Annotated in this window: 13 protein-coding genes; 8 read left to right on the plus strand and 5 right to left on the minus strand. The window is 68.3% G+C overall.

All coding sequences use genetic code 11. The annotated features are described in order from the left end of the window. The first annotated feature begins 31 nt into the window (after positions 1-31). Complete coding sequence (locus JK358_RS40440) at positions 32-838, plus strand: nuclear transport factor 2 family protein (RefSeq protein ID WP_201952923.1); 807 nt, start codon at positions 32-34, stop codon at positions 836-838. A gap of 7 nt (positions 839-845) precedes the next feature. Here the strand turns inward: JK358_RS40440 and JK358_RS40125 are convergent, their stop codons facing one another. After that, positions 846-974 carry a hypothetical protein gene (locus JK358_RS40125; RefSeq protein WP_269811913.1) on the minus strand — a complete coding sequence of 43 codons (129 nt, stop codon included), beginning with the start codon at positions 972-974 and terminating at the stop codon, positions 846-848. Between the two features lie 72 nt (positions 975-1,046). Beyond that, positions 1,047-2,063 (minus strand): AraC family transcriptional regulator, encoded by a 1,017-nt coding sequence (locus tag JK358_RS27470; RefSeq protein WP_201952929.1) that lies wholly within the window; start codon positions 2,061-2,063, stop codon positions 1,047-1,049. A 70-nt stretch (positions 2,064-2,133) separates the two neighbouring features. On the opposite strand from JK358_RS27470, the gene JK358_RS27475 reads away from it, so the two are divergent. The 4 genes from JK358_RS27475 to JK358_RS27490 all read left to right on the plus strand — a co-directional run bounded on the left by JK358_RS27475 (position 2,134) and on the right by JK358_RS27490 (position 5,404). Continuing rightward, entirely contained in the window at positions 2,134-3,630 is a 1,497-nt protein-coding gene (locus JK358_RS27475; RefSeq protein WP_201952932.1) for a flavin-containing monooxygenase, read from the plus strand. A 26-nt stretch (positions 3,631-3,656) separates the two neighbouring features. Next, entirely contained in the window at positions 3,657-4,313 is a 657-nt protein-coding gene (locus tag JK358_RS27480) for a hypothetical protein (RefSeq protein WP_232852006.1), read from the plus strand. A gap of 92 nt (positions 4,314-4,405) precedes the next feature. Beyond that, positions 4,406-4,921 carry an Rv3235 family protein gene (locus JK358_RS39465; RefSeq protein WP_232852007.1) on the plus strand — a complete coding sequence of 172 codons (516 nt, stop codon included), beginning with the start codon at positions 4,406-4,408 and terminating at the stop codon, positions 4,919-4,921. 135 nt (positions 4,922-5,056) lie between these two features. Continuing rightward, positions 5,057-5,404 carry a histone-like nucleoid-structuring protein Lsr2 gene (locus JK358_RS27490; RefSeq protein ID WP_201952938.1) on the plus strand — a complete coding sequence of 116 codons (348 nt, stop codon included), beginning with the start codon at positions 5,057-5,059 and terminating at the stop codon, positions 5,402-5,404. A gap of 89 nt (positions 5,405-5,493) precedes the next feature. On the opposite strand, the gene JK358_RS27495 is transcribed toward JK358_RS27490, so the two are convergent. Beyond that, positions 5,494-9,006 (minus strand): ATP-binding protein, encoded by a 3,513-nt coding sequence (locus JK358_RS27495; RefSeq protein WP_201952942.1) that lies wholly within the window; start codon positions 9,004-9,006, stop codon positions 5,494-5,496. Between the two features lie 263 nt (positions 9,007-9,269). Here JK358_RS27495 and JK358_RS27500 point away from each other — a divergent pair, with 263 nt between their 5' ends. From JK358_RS27500 to JK358_RS27510, 3 genes are all read left to right on the plus strand, one after another. Then, entirely contained in the window at positions 9,270-9,521 is a 252-nt protein-coding gene (locus JK358_RS27500) for a hypothetical protein (protein WP_201952944.1), read from the plus strand. Positions 9,522-9,623: 102 nt separating this feature from the next. Beyond that, the gene (locus tag JK358_RS27505; protein WP_201952947.1) at positions 9,624-12,200 is read left to right on the plus strand and encodes an ATP-dependent Clp protease ATP-binding subunit; all 2,577 of its coding nucleotides are present in this window, start codon (positions 9,624-9,626) and stop codon (positions 12,198-12,200) included. A gap of 103 nt (positions 12,201-12,303) precedes the next feature. Next, complete coding sequence (locus JK358_RS27510; protein WP_201952950.1) at positions 12,304-12,807, plus strand: PaaI family thioesterase; 504 nt, start codon at positions 12,304-12,306, stop codon at positions 12,805-12,807. Between the two features lie 4 nt (positions 12,808-12,811). Here the strand turns inward: JK358_RS27510 and JK358_RS27515 are convergent, their stop codons facing one another. Next, positions 12,812-14,236: a WGR domain-containing protein gene (locus JK358_RS27515; RefSeq protein ID WP_201952954.1), complete on the minus strand. Its 1,425-nt coding sequence runs from the start codon at positions 14,234-14,236 to the stop codon at positions 12,812-12,814. Between the two features lie 79 nt (positions 14,237-14,315). Next, positions 14,316-15,242 (minus strand): DMT family transporter, encoded by a 927-nt coding sequence (locus tag JK358_RS27520; RefSeq protein ID WP_201952955.1) that lies wholly within the window; start codon positions 15,240-15,242, stop codon positions 14,316-14,318. Positions 15,243-15,326: the final 84 nt, after the last annotated feature.

A 15,326-nucleotide genomic window follows, 5' to 3' on the forward strand; every position in this document is an offset into this window, starting at 1 on the left:
ATCGCGGCGCTACTGACCTTCTGGAGGAACCGTGCCCGCGAATCCCACTGCCGCCGAACTGCTGGCGACCGTCGAAGCCTCGCCCCGTGCGGTCGGCGTGCACGACAAGGCTTCCTGGGTCGGTCTTTTCGCCGAGAACGCCAGTGTGGAGGATCCGGTCGGCTCGCGTCCGCATATCGGCCGCGCGGCCATCGACCGCTTCTACGACACCTTCATCGGCCCCAACGGCATCGCCTTCGATGTGACCAACGATGTGGTGTGCGGCAGCACGGTGTTCCGCGATCTGACCATCGCCACCACCATGTCCACCGGCGTCACCCTGCACGTGCCCATGCATCTGCGCTACGACCTGGCCGAGGTCGGCGGGGAGCTGAAAATCCGTGCGCTGCGGGCACATTGGGAACTGCCCGGGATGATCGCGCAACTCATGGGCTCGGGCGCGCAGGGCCTGCTGGCCGGTGCGAAACTCGGCCCGCAGCTGCTGTCTAACCAGGGTGTCGGCGGCGCGGTGGGATTCATGCGGGGTATGCGCGGGGTCGGCGGCAAGGGCAAGCAGGCCGCAGGGCAGCTGCTGGACGCCCTCGGGCGCGCCGATATCGCCGGTGCCCGAACGGCACTGGTGTCGGTGCCCCGCCTGGACTGGGCCGGTGACGAGGCGATGTCCCTGGAGGACTTCACGACTCGCGCCAAGGGCCTGCGCTGGAGCAAGCCCATCGCGGCGGGACGTCATGTGACGGCCACCGTGGAAACCCGGGAGGGCAGGGGTATCGCGCAGCTCGATTTCCCGGAGCGCGGAACGCGGATCCAGGCGGCGCGAATTTTCGTGCAGCCCCGCTGATCCCGGATCAGTCCCGGTGTCCGGCGATCACGGCCACGGCATCGGTGCGGCTGAAATTACCGCCACCGGCGGTGCCGACCACCTTTCCGTGCACGGTGATCATCCACTCGCCGCAGACGCACCGTAAATACTGCACCGAACGGTGGTTGGACACAGGAGTGGGGGAGGGCCAAGCGCAGGAAGGGCATTCGGCGATCACCCGGCGAACCTATCCCGAATTCGCCCTGCCCTTGCGGATATCGGACGGCGTGGCTCCCCACCAGCGTTTGCAACATCGGGTCAGCGTCGCCTGCTCGGAAAGTCCGATGAGTGAGGCGACCTGGCTCATGGGCATATTCGTGGTGGTGAGATAGCGCCGGGCTTCGGTGCGCCGCACCTCGTCCAGCAGCGTCGCGAAACAGGTGCCCTCGGCGGCCAACCGGCGCTGCAGGGTTCGCGGATGCACGGTGAGCAGTCGTGCCACGGAACCGATTTCGGGTGCGGTGGTGCCGAGCAGTTTCTGCAGTGCGGTGCTCACCCGGGGTGCGAGGGTGTCGTGCGCGCCGCCGGATTGTTCGGCCAGAAATGCCAGCGCGAGCCGATGCAGATTCTCGTCACCGCCGGAAAGCGGACGATTGGCCAGACTGCTCGGCACCCGCAACAATGCCGCCGGTCGCTCGATTCGCACTGGCGCACCGAAGAATTCCTCATACGCGGACAGCGGCGCGAGCGGCCGATACGGCAGCTCCACCGAACGCAGCCCGTACTTCTCCTCGGTCAGACGCTGAATTGTGCGGTGCACGAACGCCAATCCGAGATCGGCCCCCTGCACCGGAATCGGCTGCCCCGGTGCGGCGACGCCGTAGCGCAGTGCGATCACCCCGCGGTCGCCGTACGGATCGGGTTCCATGGTCAGGCTCAGTGAGCGCGCGTGCACGAACAGATAGCGCGAGGTGCACGCCAGTACGCCGGCCAGCGTCGGCGAATTCCGGATGGCCAGCGCCAGCGGCCCCAGCATGTCCAGATCCTGCCGGTGCGCCATGCGCAGGCCGAGATCGGGGCAGCGCAGCCGGTGGGCCGCCAGTTCCAGCACCGCGGCCACCGCCTGATCCGGGACCAGCAGCTCATCGGTGTCCAGCGCCGCGATCGGCAGACCGCACGCGGTGGCGTACTCTTCGGCGTTCCCGCCCAGCTCGGCCACGGTGGCACGGAATCCGCGCAACCCGGCCGACCGGATGACTGACATGTCGTTCAGAATCAAATGATTGTCGTGCAGAGTCAAGTCCCGGCTCCGGGACCACCACAGACTGGAGACCATGAGCGCCGCGCCTTCTCTCAACGCCGAGCACCTCGATGTCGTGATCGTCGGAGCCGGACTGTCCGGCATCGGCGCCGCCTATCGGCTGCAGACCGAACACCCGGGCCGCAGCTACGCGATCCTCGAGGCCCGCGATTCGCTCGGTGGCACCTGGGACCTGTTCCGCTATCCCGGCATCCGCTCGGACTCGGACATGTTCACCCTCGGCTACCCGTTCAAGCCGTGGCGTGACGCCAAGTCCATCGCCGACGGCCCGTCGATCCTGCGCTACATCACCGAGACGGCCGCCGAGAACGGCATCGACCGCCACATCCGCTTCGGCACCAAAGTGATTGCCGCGGAATGGGACAGCACGCGATCGCACTGGACGCTGACCCTCGAGCACAAGACCGCCGAGGGCGTCGCGCACAGCAGCCTGACCGCGAACTTCCTGTACGCCTGCTCCGGCTACTACGACTACGACCGGGGCCACGCCCCCGAGTTCCCGGGTCTGGAAGATTTCGCCGGCCAGGTCGTGCACCCCCAGTTCTGGCCCGAGAACCTGGATTACGCCGGCAAGAAGGTCGTGGTCATCGGCAGCGGCGCGACCGCCGTCACCCTGGTGCCCGCCATGGCCGCCGACGCCGAACTGGTGACCATGCTGCAGCGCAGCCCCACCTGGATCTCCGCGGTGCCCGGCCGCGACAAACTCGCCGACCGCATCCGCGAGACCCTGCCGCCGAAGCTGGCGCACCGCGTGATCCGCACCAAGAACATCCTGTTCAACGTGGGCTTCTACCAGTACTGCCGACGCCGCCCCGAGGCCGCGCGCAAGATGCTCCTCGGGCTCACCACCCGCATCCTGAAGGACCGCGAGCTGGTGGCCGAGCACTTCACGCCGGACTACGACCCGTGGGATCAGCGGCTGTGCGCGGTGCCGGACGCGGACTTCTTCAAGGCCATGCGCAAGGGCCGGGCCCAGGTGGTCACCGATCACATCGAAACCTTTGTGCCGGAAGGTATTCGGCTGAAGTCCGGCCGGGTGCTGGAGGCCGATGTCGTGATCACCGCGACCGGTCTGCAGCTGCTCGCCTTCGGCGGCATCACGCTGACCGTGGACGGCGCGCCGGTGCGGCTGTCCGACCAGTTCGTCTGGCAGGGCACCATGCTCACCGGCGTCCCCAATTTCGCGGTCTGCATCGGCTACACGAATGCCTCCTGGACCCTGCGCGCCGATCTGACCTCGCGCCTGGTCTGCCGGGTGCTGCGCTACATGGACCGCAACGGATACTCCGCCGTTGTCCCGCAACCGGATCGGGACCTGGCGCAGCGTCCGCTGCTGGAACTGGCCTCGGGCTACATCCAGCGCAGCATCGGTGAGTTCCCGCGTCAGGGCGATCGGCAGCCGTGGACGGTCCGGCAGAACTATCTGCTGGATTCGGCCACCACCATGCGCCGGGGACTGAGCCGGACGCTGCGCCCGGTGCGGGCCGCCAAGACCCTGCAGCGCGTCTGAGAGCGGCCGTGCCTACTATCGGCGGCATGGGTTCCTCGCGGAAAGTGGTGGCGGCCGCGGCCGTCGCGCTCATGGGTTGGACGGTCTGTCAGGGCACCGGCACGGCGGTGGCGGATCCGCCCGCCGCGCCCGCGCCGGTGGATCTGTGGACCGTCCCCACCGCACCGGCCGACTCGGCCTCGCTGATCGTCGCGTACAGCTTCGGCAACCGCATTCCGGCGGGCGTGGACGCCACCCGCGTGATCGGCGAACCGGGCCCGGTGAACGAGGCGCTCGCGGCGGCGGTGATCGCCGCACGCGGTGATCGGACCGTTCCGGTCTACGCGCAAACCGAAATTGCCGAGGTGTTGCGGACCCGCTACGGGCTCACCGATGTGGTGTCCATCGATCCGGAACGCAATGCCGACGGCACGCTCGTCTATCTGTCCACCGACGGCGTCGCCGCGAAAGTCGCCGAATTGCGCGGTGCCGCCGCGGCCTCCGATACCGCCGCCGTGGTGGCATTCCGGGATCATCTCTGGCGGGCCACCCGGACCACCGCCAAGCGCGGCTTCCAGGCTTTCGCGCCCGCGGGAGTGACCATGCCCGGCGAATACGATCCGCAATCCGGGCAGCTGTGGACCACCAGCCCGGTGTTGTACCTGCCCACCGATTACGCGGGACGGCTGGCGCTGCTGAAGTAGCGCCCCGGCGGCGGGCGGGCTCCACCGCGACCCCGGGTGCGAGTTCCCGTGCCGCTGATTCCGCGGCCCGGAGCGGTGGCACGCTCGCGGCCATGGATCATCCCGTGCGATTCCGGACCGGATTCCTGCGGCCCGCACCGGAGTCGGAGCCCGTGATCGGCTCGCGCGGCCACGCCCTCCGCCCGTCGCGGCCCACGCAATCACCGTCTTGCCGGAATCGGGTGGCCCGAATATCGCCCCGGTTAACGCCTTCGCAGCCTGCGAAAACCCAGGGGTCGGCTGAACTCGCCGCAGCGGCAGGACAATTCGCGCGTGCGGTGCTGCGGGTGGTACTCGAGGTTCTCGACGGCCGCCGCTCGGTGGCGCAGTTGAGCCCGCTCGCCGAAACCGCTGTGCTGGCGTGTGTGCGAACTCTGGTGATCTCCGGTACGGTCCCCGGCGGGGAAATCGGCGTCGCCACGCTCACCAGGGTCGATGTGATCATGTCCGGTTTCGCGGTCGCGGAGGTTTGCGCCGGATACGACCGGGGAACTCGGCATTTCGCACTCGCCGCACGCATTCAGCGCGGTCGTTCCGGGTGGCGGTTGACCGCATTCCGGGTGTGCTGAAGACCGTCTGGTCTCTGCGGTAATAGCAGAATAGTCTTACCTCGTCGAATTCGATTCGCGCCTGGTTTGAAACCTAACAGCCGCGCGATTAGCATTTCGGCGAATAGCGGCACCACCTACGTGGAAGGGCAGTCCATGGCGAAGAAAGTCACCGTAACTCTGGTTGACGACTACGACGGCGAATCGAAGGCCGACGAAACCGTCTTTTTCTCGATCGACGGTTCCGATTACGAGATCGACCTGTCGATCAAGAACGCCGGCAAGCTGCGGGAGTCGCTCGAGCCGTGGACCGACAAGGCGCGCAAGGTCGGGCGTTCCAAGCGCAAGGTGGGTGCGGTCGCCGGCGGCCGTACCCGTCCGGCTGTCGACCGTGAGGAGAGCACCGCGATCCGCGAATGGGCGCGCGCCCAGGGGCACCAGGTCTCGTCGCGGGGTCGTATCCCGGCCGAGATCGTCGAGGCGTACCAGCGCGCCAAGAAATAGCGGGCCGTAATTCCCCGCCGGAAGGCGGAGAAAAAGGGCGGGTATCGGCAACCATGTGGGGATGCCGCTGCCCGTCTTTTTATTTCTCGCTACGCCGCCCGCAGCAGGGCGTGCTCGGTGTCGGGCAGCTCCGCCCGCACGCGCTCCAGCAACTGCCTGGCTCGTTCGTGATAGGCGCTCGCCGCGGCGGTATCGCCCAGGGCATCGGCGAGGACGGCCAGTACGGAATCCATCGGCCCGAACTCGGTCATACCGGTTTCGATGCCGATGAGCGTGCCGGAGTGCGGGACCAGGTATTCGTAGAGGTCCCGCATGCTGTCCCGATCGCCGAATTCGATGGCCACCCGCGTGCGCAGCGCGGCCGTGAGTATCGGATACACGCCGCTGCCGATGGGCGCGAACCGCGCGGCGATCGTGCGCGCCCGCTCCCGCTTCCCGGCGTGCAGCAGGGCCAGCGCGTACGGTTCGGCCGCCGCGCCCGGCAGCACCGCGTAGTTCGCGCCGAGCACATCCACCAGGCGGGACAGATCCCCGCGGGCCCAGCCCAGCGCGAGCGCGCAGAACAGCCGGTTCTCGGTCTCGTTCGCCATACCCGCCAGGGTGATTCGCACCGCGAACCGGTCGTAGAGCCGCTCGGCCAGATCGATGTCGCCGCGCAGCAGCTCCATGGTGGCGGCGAAACAGCTCACCCAGTCCAGCAGCGGTTGCAGCTGGCCCTCCCCGGCGCACTCCATCGCCTGCGCCGCCTGCTGTCCGGCCTCGCGCATGTCCACGTTCACCACGGCCGCGCGATAGCCGAGAAAGTGTGCCAGCGCGCGGTATTCGGGGAGCCCGGCCCGCCGCGCGGTCAGTTCCAGTTGCGAGACGAGCTGGGTGAACTCCGCGCCGTAGTCGGATCGGAGGTAGGTGACCGCGTTGATGGCCGCGCACAGCAATTCCGGATCGCCCAGTGGCCGGGCCAGATCCAGCGCCAGCCTGCTCAGCTGCTCCGCGGTCGCCCATTCGTCCAGGCCGGTTTCGAAGGTGGCGGTGACCAGCAGCCGCACCAGCAGTTCGGGCGACACGGTCCGCCGCTGCTCGGACGGTGAGGTCTCGGCGGCCGCGCGGCCGGTCGAAGTCGGCAGGTTGCGCGACAGCAGCCCCGAAATACCCTGCCGGACAACATGGTTGGGTTCGCTGTAGGGGCGGATCGGCCAGATCACGGGCGCCCGCCAGCAGGTCAGCGCCCGCGCGAGCAGCTCGTCACCGCCCAGCTGTTCGGCCAGCCGCACCGCCAGCACCCGTTCGGCGCGGGCGTCGCGGTCCCGATTGTCGTAGGCGAGCGCGGTGACGAGCGTGCAGCGGGCGTCGAGCAGCGCGATCCGATCCTCCCGTGCGGCATGCGCGGTGTCGTGCCCGGCCAGTTCGTGCAGTTCCACCGCCGCCCGCATGAGCCGCGCCGTTTCCCGCCGCATACCCCGCTGCATGCGGTGCTCGGCGGCGTCACGCACGAAAAAGATGGCCTGCGAGGCGGTTTCGGCACTCGCCCCGAGCATGGCGTGCCGGGCGAGCACCTCGGGGTCACGCGCCACCACCGGATAGTCATCGGCGTGCTCGATCAGCAGTTCCAGTGCGGCCCAGTGCATCCGGCCGCGCCGCAGCGTCGGAATTCCGAGATAGACCGCATCCCTGATGATTCCGTGCTCGAACGCGATACTTCCGCGCCGCCCGGTGCCCACCAGGCCCGCTGTCTCGGCGACGGTGACAAGGTCGATGAGCCTGTCCTCCGGCAGCCCGCAGGACAGGCCGAGCAGTCCCAGCTCGGCCCCGTCGCCCCAGATCGAGATCTGCCGCAGCACCTCGGCCACCCCGTCGGGCAGTTGCGCCAGCCGGTCGTCGATGAGCTCGCGAATGGAGTCCGGTACCCCGTCCAGACTGTCCTGCGCCGCCACCAGCTTCGCCAATTCCCTGATGAACAACGGGTTTCCGCCACTGCGCCGATGCAACTGCGCGAGCTGCTCGTCATCGATGGCCGTCAGCCCGGCGCTCCGCGCGACCTGCCGGGTGCCCTCCTGGTCGAGCCCGCTCAGCTCCATCCAGATCGCGGTGTACTGCGCGAGCGCCGCCGCACTGGCATTGGCCCCCGGCCCGGTCTCGGTGCGCCGCGCGGTCACCAGGATCAGCACCGGCTCGTCCCGCAACCAGTTCGCCAGCTGCCGCAGCACCTGCAGCGTCGCGGTGTCGGCCCGGTGCGCGTCCTCCAGCAGTAATGCCACAGGGCCGGATTCGACTGCCCGCCAGCATCTTTCAGCGGCCATGCGGGAGATCGTGAACGGGTCCGCGCCAACCGGCGTCGGATCCGCGGTCGTATCGGGCAGCGGTGCGAAGGCGAGGATCCCCGGTGGCGCACCGGCGGAGCCTCCCGGCGGCAGGGCGGCGGAACTGCCGGGCGAGGCCGCGCCGCCGCCCCCGGGCGACGCGGTCGCGGCAGCGTGCGGCGGCGCGGCGGCGAGGGCGGTGTCGAGTCCGGCGAGGATCTCCGACCAGGCCCAGGCGGGCGGCGCGCCCTCGATATCGGGGCAGGTGCCCGCCGCGACCGTCCAGCCCGCGGATGTCAGTGCGCCGAGCGCGGTTTCGGCCAGCGTGGTCTTCCCGATTCCGGCCTCCCCGCACACCCAGGCCAGGCGCAGCCGCCCGCCGCGCGCGGTCTCGGCCGCGGTCAGCAGCGACGAGAGTTCGGCGGTGTAGCCGGTGACGCAGGGCTGTGCGGTTGGTGCGAGGCCGGTGACGCCGATGGTTGCCAGCGGCGTGATGGGCGCGGCCGGTTCGTCGCGGGCCGGTTCCAGGTCTACGGAGTGGTTCAGGATCGCGGTTTCCAGCTGCCGCAGCGCGGGCCCCGGATCGATGCCGAATTCGTCGCCGAGGAAATCACGGGAGCGCCGAATTGTGGTGAGCGCCTCCAATTGGCGGCCGAGCCTATATTGCGCGAGCGCCAGGAGTCGCACGAGTTCTTCGCGCCCGGGATGCTCCTCGAACAGCTGCCGCAGTGTGATGACGACTTCGCCGGAGCGCCCCAGTTCGAGTTTGACCTGGGCGTCGAGTTCGACGGCGGTCAGATGCAGATCGGTGAGCCGATCGGCTTCGGCGGCAGCCCATTCGGTGTCGGCGAATGCCTCCAGCGCCGGGCCGTGCCATTGCGCCTGGAGCGCCTCCAGCAGTGAATTGCGTTCCGCCGTATCCGGCCTGGTCTCCGGATTGCTGAGAAGTTCCTGATAGCTGCGTAGCCGATGTTCGAAATGCCATGCGTCGACCGCCTCCTCGGCGATCCGCAGCGCATAACCGGACGATTCGGACAGGATGAATCGTGAGGGCGCCCGCCGCGCGCGATCCGGTTCGAAGAGCCGTCGCAGGTTGTGGATGTGCACCTGCAGCACCGAGGCCGCCTTGGGCGGCGGGTTACCCGCCCACAGGTCGTCTACCAGGCGTTCGGTGCTCACGGTCTGCCCGCGGGCGACGACGAGCCGGCCGAGGACGGCCCGCTGCATGGGGGTTCCGAGCGGAATCTCGCGGCCGTCCAGCATCAGGTGCAGGGGACCGAGGACCCTGATCTCGGGACCTGCCATGTCGCCCTCCTCGCACCGAAAGCAAACTGGACGTTTGCCGCAAGAAGAGCACTATCCCGCAAAAACTCGAAGACGCCAAAATGTTGCCGAAGAGTTGTCGAATAGTTATATGCGGCATGGGAACTCGTCCGAATCCTGTGCTACGCGATCTGGTTTGCAATGCTAACAGCATTTGCCGCCCGGACAACTGCACCGGAAGTGAATCGGAAGAGGCACCCTCGATAATTTCGAGTGGAAGCAACTCGAGAAAGGGGTGGTGAAACGTGTTGCAGCGACGCGATTTCCCCCGGGTATTCAACGACACCGGAATCGAGCCCGAAGGCGACGGCTACTACGTCGACCGCGACGGCGACATCTGGGAGAAGCAGGAGGCCGGTTGGCGGCTGCTGCTGCAGCGCGGCGTCGCCGTCGATCCCGAGTCGCTGTGGAACTGGACCGAGGGCCATGTCTGCGATTACGCCCCGTTCACGCCGATGGGCGCACAGGTCATTCCCATGGGTGCGGGGAGCCGCTGAGCCAACTAGTGTGGTCGACGAGTTCGCCATTCGTTTGCTGACGCGTCGAACCCGACCAGTCAACAGGATTCGCCGTGTCGCCTGACGCCACGAGGTGACCAGATGACCCAGGGTTGGCCCGCATCACGAGACCCGTTCGACTCCTTCGACGACATCTTCCAGCGCTTCTTCGGCTCGGGGATGAGTGCGCAGCCGCCGGTGCAGCGCATCGACCTGAGTCGTTTGCTGAGTGAAAGCGCGAAAGAGGTGGTGTCCGCCGCCCGATCCGCCGCGCACGAGTGGGGCAATGCCGAGATCACCCCGGAACATCTGCTCTGGGCCGCCGCCGACGTCGAGCCCGCACACAGCATCATCGCCGAGATCGGCCGCGACCCCAAGGAACTGCGCAAACAGATGAAGGCCGCCGCGGGCAGCGGCGTCGGCGCGACGGGCAGCGGGCACGCGCTGCAATTGAGCCCCGCCGCGAAGGCCGCCCTGCGCAATGCCCAGCGCAGCGCCGCCGAGGCCGGCAGCAGCTACATCGGCCCCGAGCACATCCTCCTCGGCATCGCCGCCATCCCGGAAACCGCCGCCGCACAGGCCCTCTCCGGTGCGAAGCTGCCCGCCGCGCCCGGCCACAAGGAACCCAGCGACACCCCCACGCTGGAGGAGTACGGCCGCGACCTCACCGCCGAGGCCCGCGCGGGCCGGGTCGATCCGGTCGTGGGCCGGGCCGCCGAGATCGAGCAGACCATCGAGATCCTGTCGCGCCGCCGCAAGAACAACCCCGTCCTCATCGGCGACCCGGGCGTCGGCAAGACCGCCATCGTGGAGGGCCTGGCCCAGCGCATCGTGAACGGCGACGTACCCAGCACGCTGGCCGACCGCCGTGTCATCGCCTTGGACGTGAGCTCGATGGTGGCGGGCAGCAAGTATCGCGGCGAATTCGAGGAGCGGCTCACCAAGGTGCTCGACGAGGTGCGCGCGCACTCCGACGAACTCGTGGTGTTCATCGACGAACTGCACACCATCGTCGGCGCGGGCGGCGGTGGCGAGGGTTCCATGGACGCGAGCAATATGCTCAAACCCGCACTGGCCCGCGGTGAACTGCACGCCATCGGCGCGACCACCATCGACGAGTACCGCAAATACATCGAGAAGGACGCCGCGCTGGAACGCCGCTTCCAGCCGGTCATGGTGTCCGAGCCGTCGGTCACCGACACCATCGAGATCCTGCGCGGGCTCGTGGACGTCTACGAGGAGCACCATCAGGTCCGCTACCTCGACGAGGCGCTGATCGCCGCCGCCGAGCTCTCCGACCGCTACCTCACCGACCGGTTCATGCCGGACAAGGCCATCGACCTGGTGGACCAGGCCGGGGCGCGCGTCCGATTGCGCACGCGCACACCGGATCCCAAGGTCCGCGAACTCGACGAGGAACTGCGCAGGCTCAACCGCGAGAAGGACGCCGCCGTCGCCGCCGAGGACTACGGGAAGGCGAACAAGCTCAAGACGCAGATCGCCGAGACCGAGCAGAAGGCCGGAGACGAGTTCGACCGCACCGAGATTCCCACCGTCGAGATCACCGATATCGCCGAGGTGGTGTCGCGCCAGACCGGCATCCCGGTCGCCGATCTCACCACCGAGGAACGGCAGAAGCTGCTGAAACTCGAAGAGGCACTGCACAAGCGGGTGGTCGGCCAGGAGGAGGCCATCGTCGCCGTCGCCGAGGCGGTGCGCCGCGCCCGCGCCGGGCTCAAGGATCCCGGCCGGCCCATCGGCTCATTTCTGTTCCTCGGCCCCACCGGCGTCGGCAAGACCGAACTCGCGAAAGCCCTGGCGGAGCAGGTGTTCGGCGACGAGGACCGCCTCATCCGCTTCGATATGAGCGAATTCCAGGAGAAGCACACGGTTTCCAGGCTGGTCGGCGCACCGCCCGGATACGTCGGCTACGACGATGCCGCTCAGCTCACCGACAAGGTTCGCCGCCAACCGTATTCGGTGATCCTGTTCGACGAGGTGGAGAAGGCGCACCCGGACGTCTTCAACGTGCTGCTGCAACTGCTCGACGACGGCCGCGTCACCGACTCCAAGGGCCGCACCGTCGATTTCAAGAACACCATCGTCATCCTCACCAGCAATATCGGCTCCGATCTCATCCTGTCGGCGAAAGACGGTGACCTGGAATCGATTACGCCGCAGCTGGAGGAACGGCTGCGCAAGCAGTTCCGCCCCGAGTTCCTCAATCGCCTCGACGAGCAGATCATCTTCCACCGCCTCGACAAGGCCCAGCTCCGCACTATCGTGGACCTGGTCCTGGACGGCACCCGCCGCCGCCTGAAGGCGCAGGACATCGGCCTGGACGTCTCCGACAAGGCCATGGACTGGCTGGCGGACAACGGATATCAGCCCGAGTTCGGCGCGCGGCCACTGCGCCGCAGCGTGCAGCGCGAGCTCGACAACAAACTCTCCAAGCAGTTGCTCAACGGCGCTCTGACCCCCGGCGACACCGTCCGCATCGACGCCGACGACGCCGGCCTGACCATCTCGGCGCTGCACCGCAGCGAGATCAAGGGCACCGACGAGAAGATCACCGAGAAGTCGATCATGACCACCGGTAAGGGCGGCAAGGGCAAGGCCGCCGGCAAGAGCACGAACGGCAAGGCCGCGAGCGGAAAGGCGGCGGCGGGCAAGAACTGACCACCCGAATACGAACGCCGCGCCGAACCCCTCCGGCGCGGCGTTCGCTCGCCCCGATCGGGCCGCTCTCGCCCCGGCTGTGAATGTGAGTTAACTTCTTGGTATGGACGGACATCGTGATCAGGCCCCGCTGCCCCTCGGCGAGCGCTTCGCGGAGGGCCCCTTCCCGCCGCATCACGACCACTGCTACGGCTGCGGCCCGTCCAATCCGGCCTCGCCGCGCATCGCCTTCGAACGGCGGGGTGACGTGGTATACGGGACATTCACCATGGACGAGCGTCATCAGGGCGCGCCGGGCGTGGCACACGGCGGCATCATCTCCGCGGCCCTGGACGAGGCGTCCGGCACCGTGCTCATGCCGCTGCGGCTGCCCGCGGTCACCGTGAAACTGGACGTCACCTTCCGCTCGCCCGCTCGCCTGCACCGAGAACTCGTCGTCACTTCGGTGCTGAGTGCCCGCGAGGGCCGCAAACTGTTCATCGACACCGAGCTGACCGATGGCGACACCGTCATCGCCACCGGCCGCGCGATCTTCGTCGAGGTCGCGCCGGAACACTTCCTCCAGTTCGGCGCGAACCCCGGCGAACTGGACAGCGTCGGAGTCTGACCCGTCAGCTCAGGCGGCGGATGTCACCGCGCACGCGGTAGAACCCGCCGCGCGCCGACTCGCTGATCGAGTCCACCACGTAGCGCACGCCCGCCTCGCGAATCTCGCGGGGGAACTGCACATTCCAGCCGCGCTGGTAGCCGGGGGAGACCACGTGCACCCGCAGGTTCCCGCCCTCCTGCACGCATTCGACCACGATGCCGTCACCCGCGTCGGCGGTGACTTCGACCGTGGCACTGGGGATCACGGCCGAGATCTCCGGAGCCTTCACCGACACCGTCTGCGGCAGCACGCCCTGCTCGGCGTCGCGGATGGCGGCCTCGCTCACGTCCAGGCAGGCCAGCGCGCCGCTGGTGGTGACCAGGTACAGCTTCTCGTCGTGGTACTGCATGGAGTACGCGGAACCGCAGCCGGTGGCCAGCTTCCACAGCCGCTGCCCGGCCGAATCGAAGCAGTACACCGAGGAGTAGTTGTCCCCGGCGAAGACGTAGCGGCCGTCCGGTGAAGTGGCGCAGGAGAATACGGAGGCGTCGCACTGGTAGGAGCGCTCGGCCTGCCCGTCCTTGGCCACCATGCGCACCTGATTGTGCGAGGTGCCCGCGTACACGGCGTCGCTCTCCTGCCAGCCGAACAGCACCGCGCCGCCGGTGCGCACATGCCAGCGGTGGTTGCCGGTGTTCAGGTCGTAGGCCGTGACGCCGTTCGAATGCCCGTGGTACACACCGTTTTCATCGATCCGCACCATCCACCCGGAATCGCCGGTGCTGCGCACCGACCACAGCGACTCGTCCTCGTGGTCGATGACGGTGAGCCCGCCCTGCCGATCGGAGACGCCGAGGGTGCCGTCGTGGATGTCGAGCCAGTAGATGTCCACATTGGCGGCGATATCGTAGGCCGCGCGCGGCACCTTGCCGGACAGGTCGTACACGCGCCCGTCGTCACATCCGGCGTAGATCCAGAAGTCATCGGCCACAATGCATTTCACCGCGTCCGGCAGCCGGAAGCGGCCGGTCACGTCGCCGCCGGGCGTGAGCGTGAACACGTCACCGCTCTCATTGCCCACCCAGCAGCGGTTCTCGTCCACGAAGATGCCGAACGCGGCGGCCCCGGAGTCGAAAGTCCACAGCACGGGAGCGGATTTCGCGGTGGACCGCTGGCTCACGATGGCGCGGCGGGTGACCGCGCGCGGGGCACGCGCACCCATCACGGCCGCCGCGTACCCCTTGCGGGCCTTCTCGGCGATCTTCTTGGCGGCAGCGGCCTTCGCCTTGTCCGCGGTGGCGAACGAGCTCACCTTGGTCGTACCGGAATCCCCGATCCGGCCGTACCGGATGGTCACCTGTGTGCCCGCCACGATGACCTCGTAGAACTTGTGCGCCGAACCGCTGTCCTCGGACAGCTCGAGGTAGGTGGTTTCCCCGCTGCTCATGCCTTGCTCCGTGCGTCGATCGACCAGATATGCCGCGAAAGCTAGCAAGCGCCACCGACATTCGGAAGAGCGGGCCGGATCACGCCAGCTGCACCAGCGCGCACCCCACGCCCAGCGCGGCCAGCCCGCCGATCCTGGCGACGCTCACGGCGCGCTCCGGCAGCCGGAACCAGCCGAAGTGGTCGATGGCCGCCGAGGCCAGCTGCTGCCCGGTGACGGTGAGCGCGATGGTGGTGGCCGCGCCGATCCGCGGGATCAGCAGGAAGGTGACGGTGACATACGTGGCGGCACAGATGCCGCCGAGCCAGCCCCACCACGGCACCGTGTGCAGTTCGGCGGTGCGCGGCGCGGGCGTGCGCCGCAGCGCCAGCAGCATCGCGAGCACGACGGCGATGGCGGCGGTGGCGACGATGAAACTGATCATCGCCACCGCGAACGCATCGTGCAGCTCGCCGCGCAGCGCCGCATTGATCGCTCCCTGCACCGGCAGCACCGCTCCCGCGACCAAACCCAATGCCAGCCAAGGGATCTGGCTCCGACCGGTCGGCGCTGCCGCGCCGGCGGGCTGGGCGCGGATGACCACCACGATCCCCGCAACCACGGCCAGCGCGCCCAGTGCCATGCCCGGGCTCAGTGACCGCTGCTGTACGCCCAGGTAGCCGCCGACATCGAGCGCCAGTGAGGCCACCACCTGCCCGGTCACGAACAATCCGGTGGAGGCCAGCGCCCCCAGCCGCGGGAACAGCAGGATCGCACTGGTGATGTAGATCGGACTGGCGATGCCGCCGATCAGCGTCCAGGCGGGCACATCCGGCAGTCCGCCCAGGACCGCCCAGCCGCCGGCGAGCCCGGCGATGACGGCCAGCAGCACAGCCGCCAGCCCCAGTTGCAGCGTCGACGCCCCGTACGGCGTGCCGACCGCTCGATTCAGCTGCAGGTTGACCGATGCCTGCACGGCGAGCAGCCCGCCGATCAGCAGGGCCGCCGCGAACAGCGGTGCGTTCACTTCGAATCTCCTCGTCGTGGATGAATGTCCTCTTCACCCTCCGGGGAATCGAAGCGCCGCAACAAGATCCGATTGCGGGACGCG

Origin of the sequence: Nocardia acididurans (genome assembly GCF_016741815.1) — a bacterium.
In the GTDB taxonomy this organism is placed as follows: Bacteria; Actinomycetota; Actinomycetes; order Mycobacteriales; family Mycobacteriaceae; genus Nocardia; species Nocardia acididurans.

Excerpts from the sequence above, each read along its gene's own strand:
- JK358_RS27470 (WP_201952929.1), bottom strand. The coding sequence starts at position 2,063 with ATGTCAGTCATCCGGTCGGCCGGGTTGCGCGGATTCCGTGCCACCGTG.
- JK358_RS27475 (WP_201952932.1), top strand. The coding sequence starts at position 2,134 with ATGAGCGCCGCGCCTTCTCTCAACGCCGAGCACCTCGATGTCGTGATC.
- JK358_RS27480 (WP_232852006.1), top strand. The coding sequence starts at position 3,657 with ATGGGTTCCTCGCGGAAAGTGGTGGCGGCCGCGGCCGTCGCGCTCATG.
- JK358_RS39465 (WP_232852007.1), top strand. The coding sequence starts at position 4,406 with ATGGATCATCCCGTGCGATTCCGGACCGGATTCCTGCGGCCCGCACCG.
- JK358_RS27490 (WP_201952938.1), top strand. The coding sequence starts at position 5,057 with ATGGCGAAGAAAGTCACCGTAACTCTGGTTGACGACTACGACGGCGAA.
- JK358_RS27495 (WP_201952942.1), bottom strand. The coding sequence starts at position 9,006 with ATGGCAGGTCCCGAGATCAGGGTCCTCGGTCCCCTGCACCTGATGCTG.
- JK358_RS27505 (WP_201952947.1), top strand. The coding sequence starts at position 9,624 with ATGACCCAGGGTTGGCCCGCATCACGAGACCCGTTCGACTCCTTCGAC.
- JK358_RS27510 (WP_201952950.1), top strand. The coding sequence starts at position 12,304 with ATGGACGGACATCGTGATCAGGCCCCGCTGCCCCTCGGCGAGCGCTTC.
- JK358_RS27515 (WP_201952954.1), bottom strand. The coding sequence starts at position 14,236 with ATGAGCAGCGGGGAAACCACCTACCTCGAGCTGTCCGAGGACAGCGGT.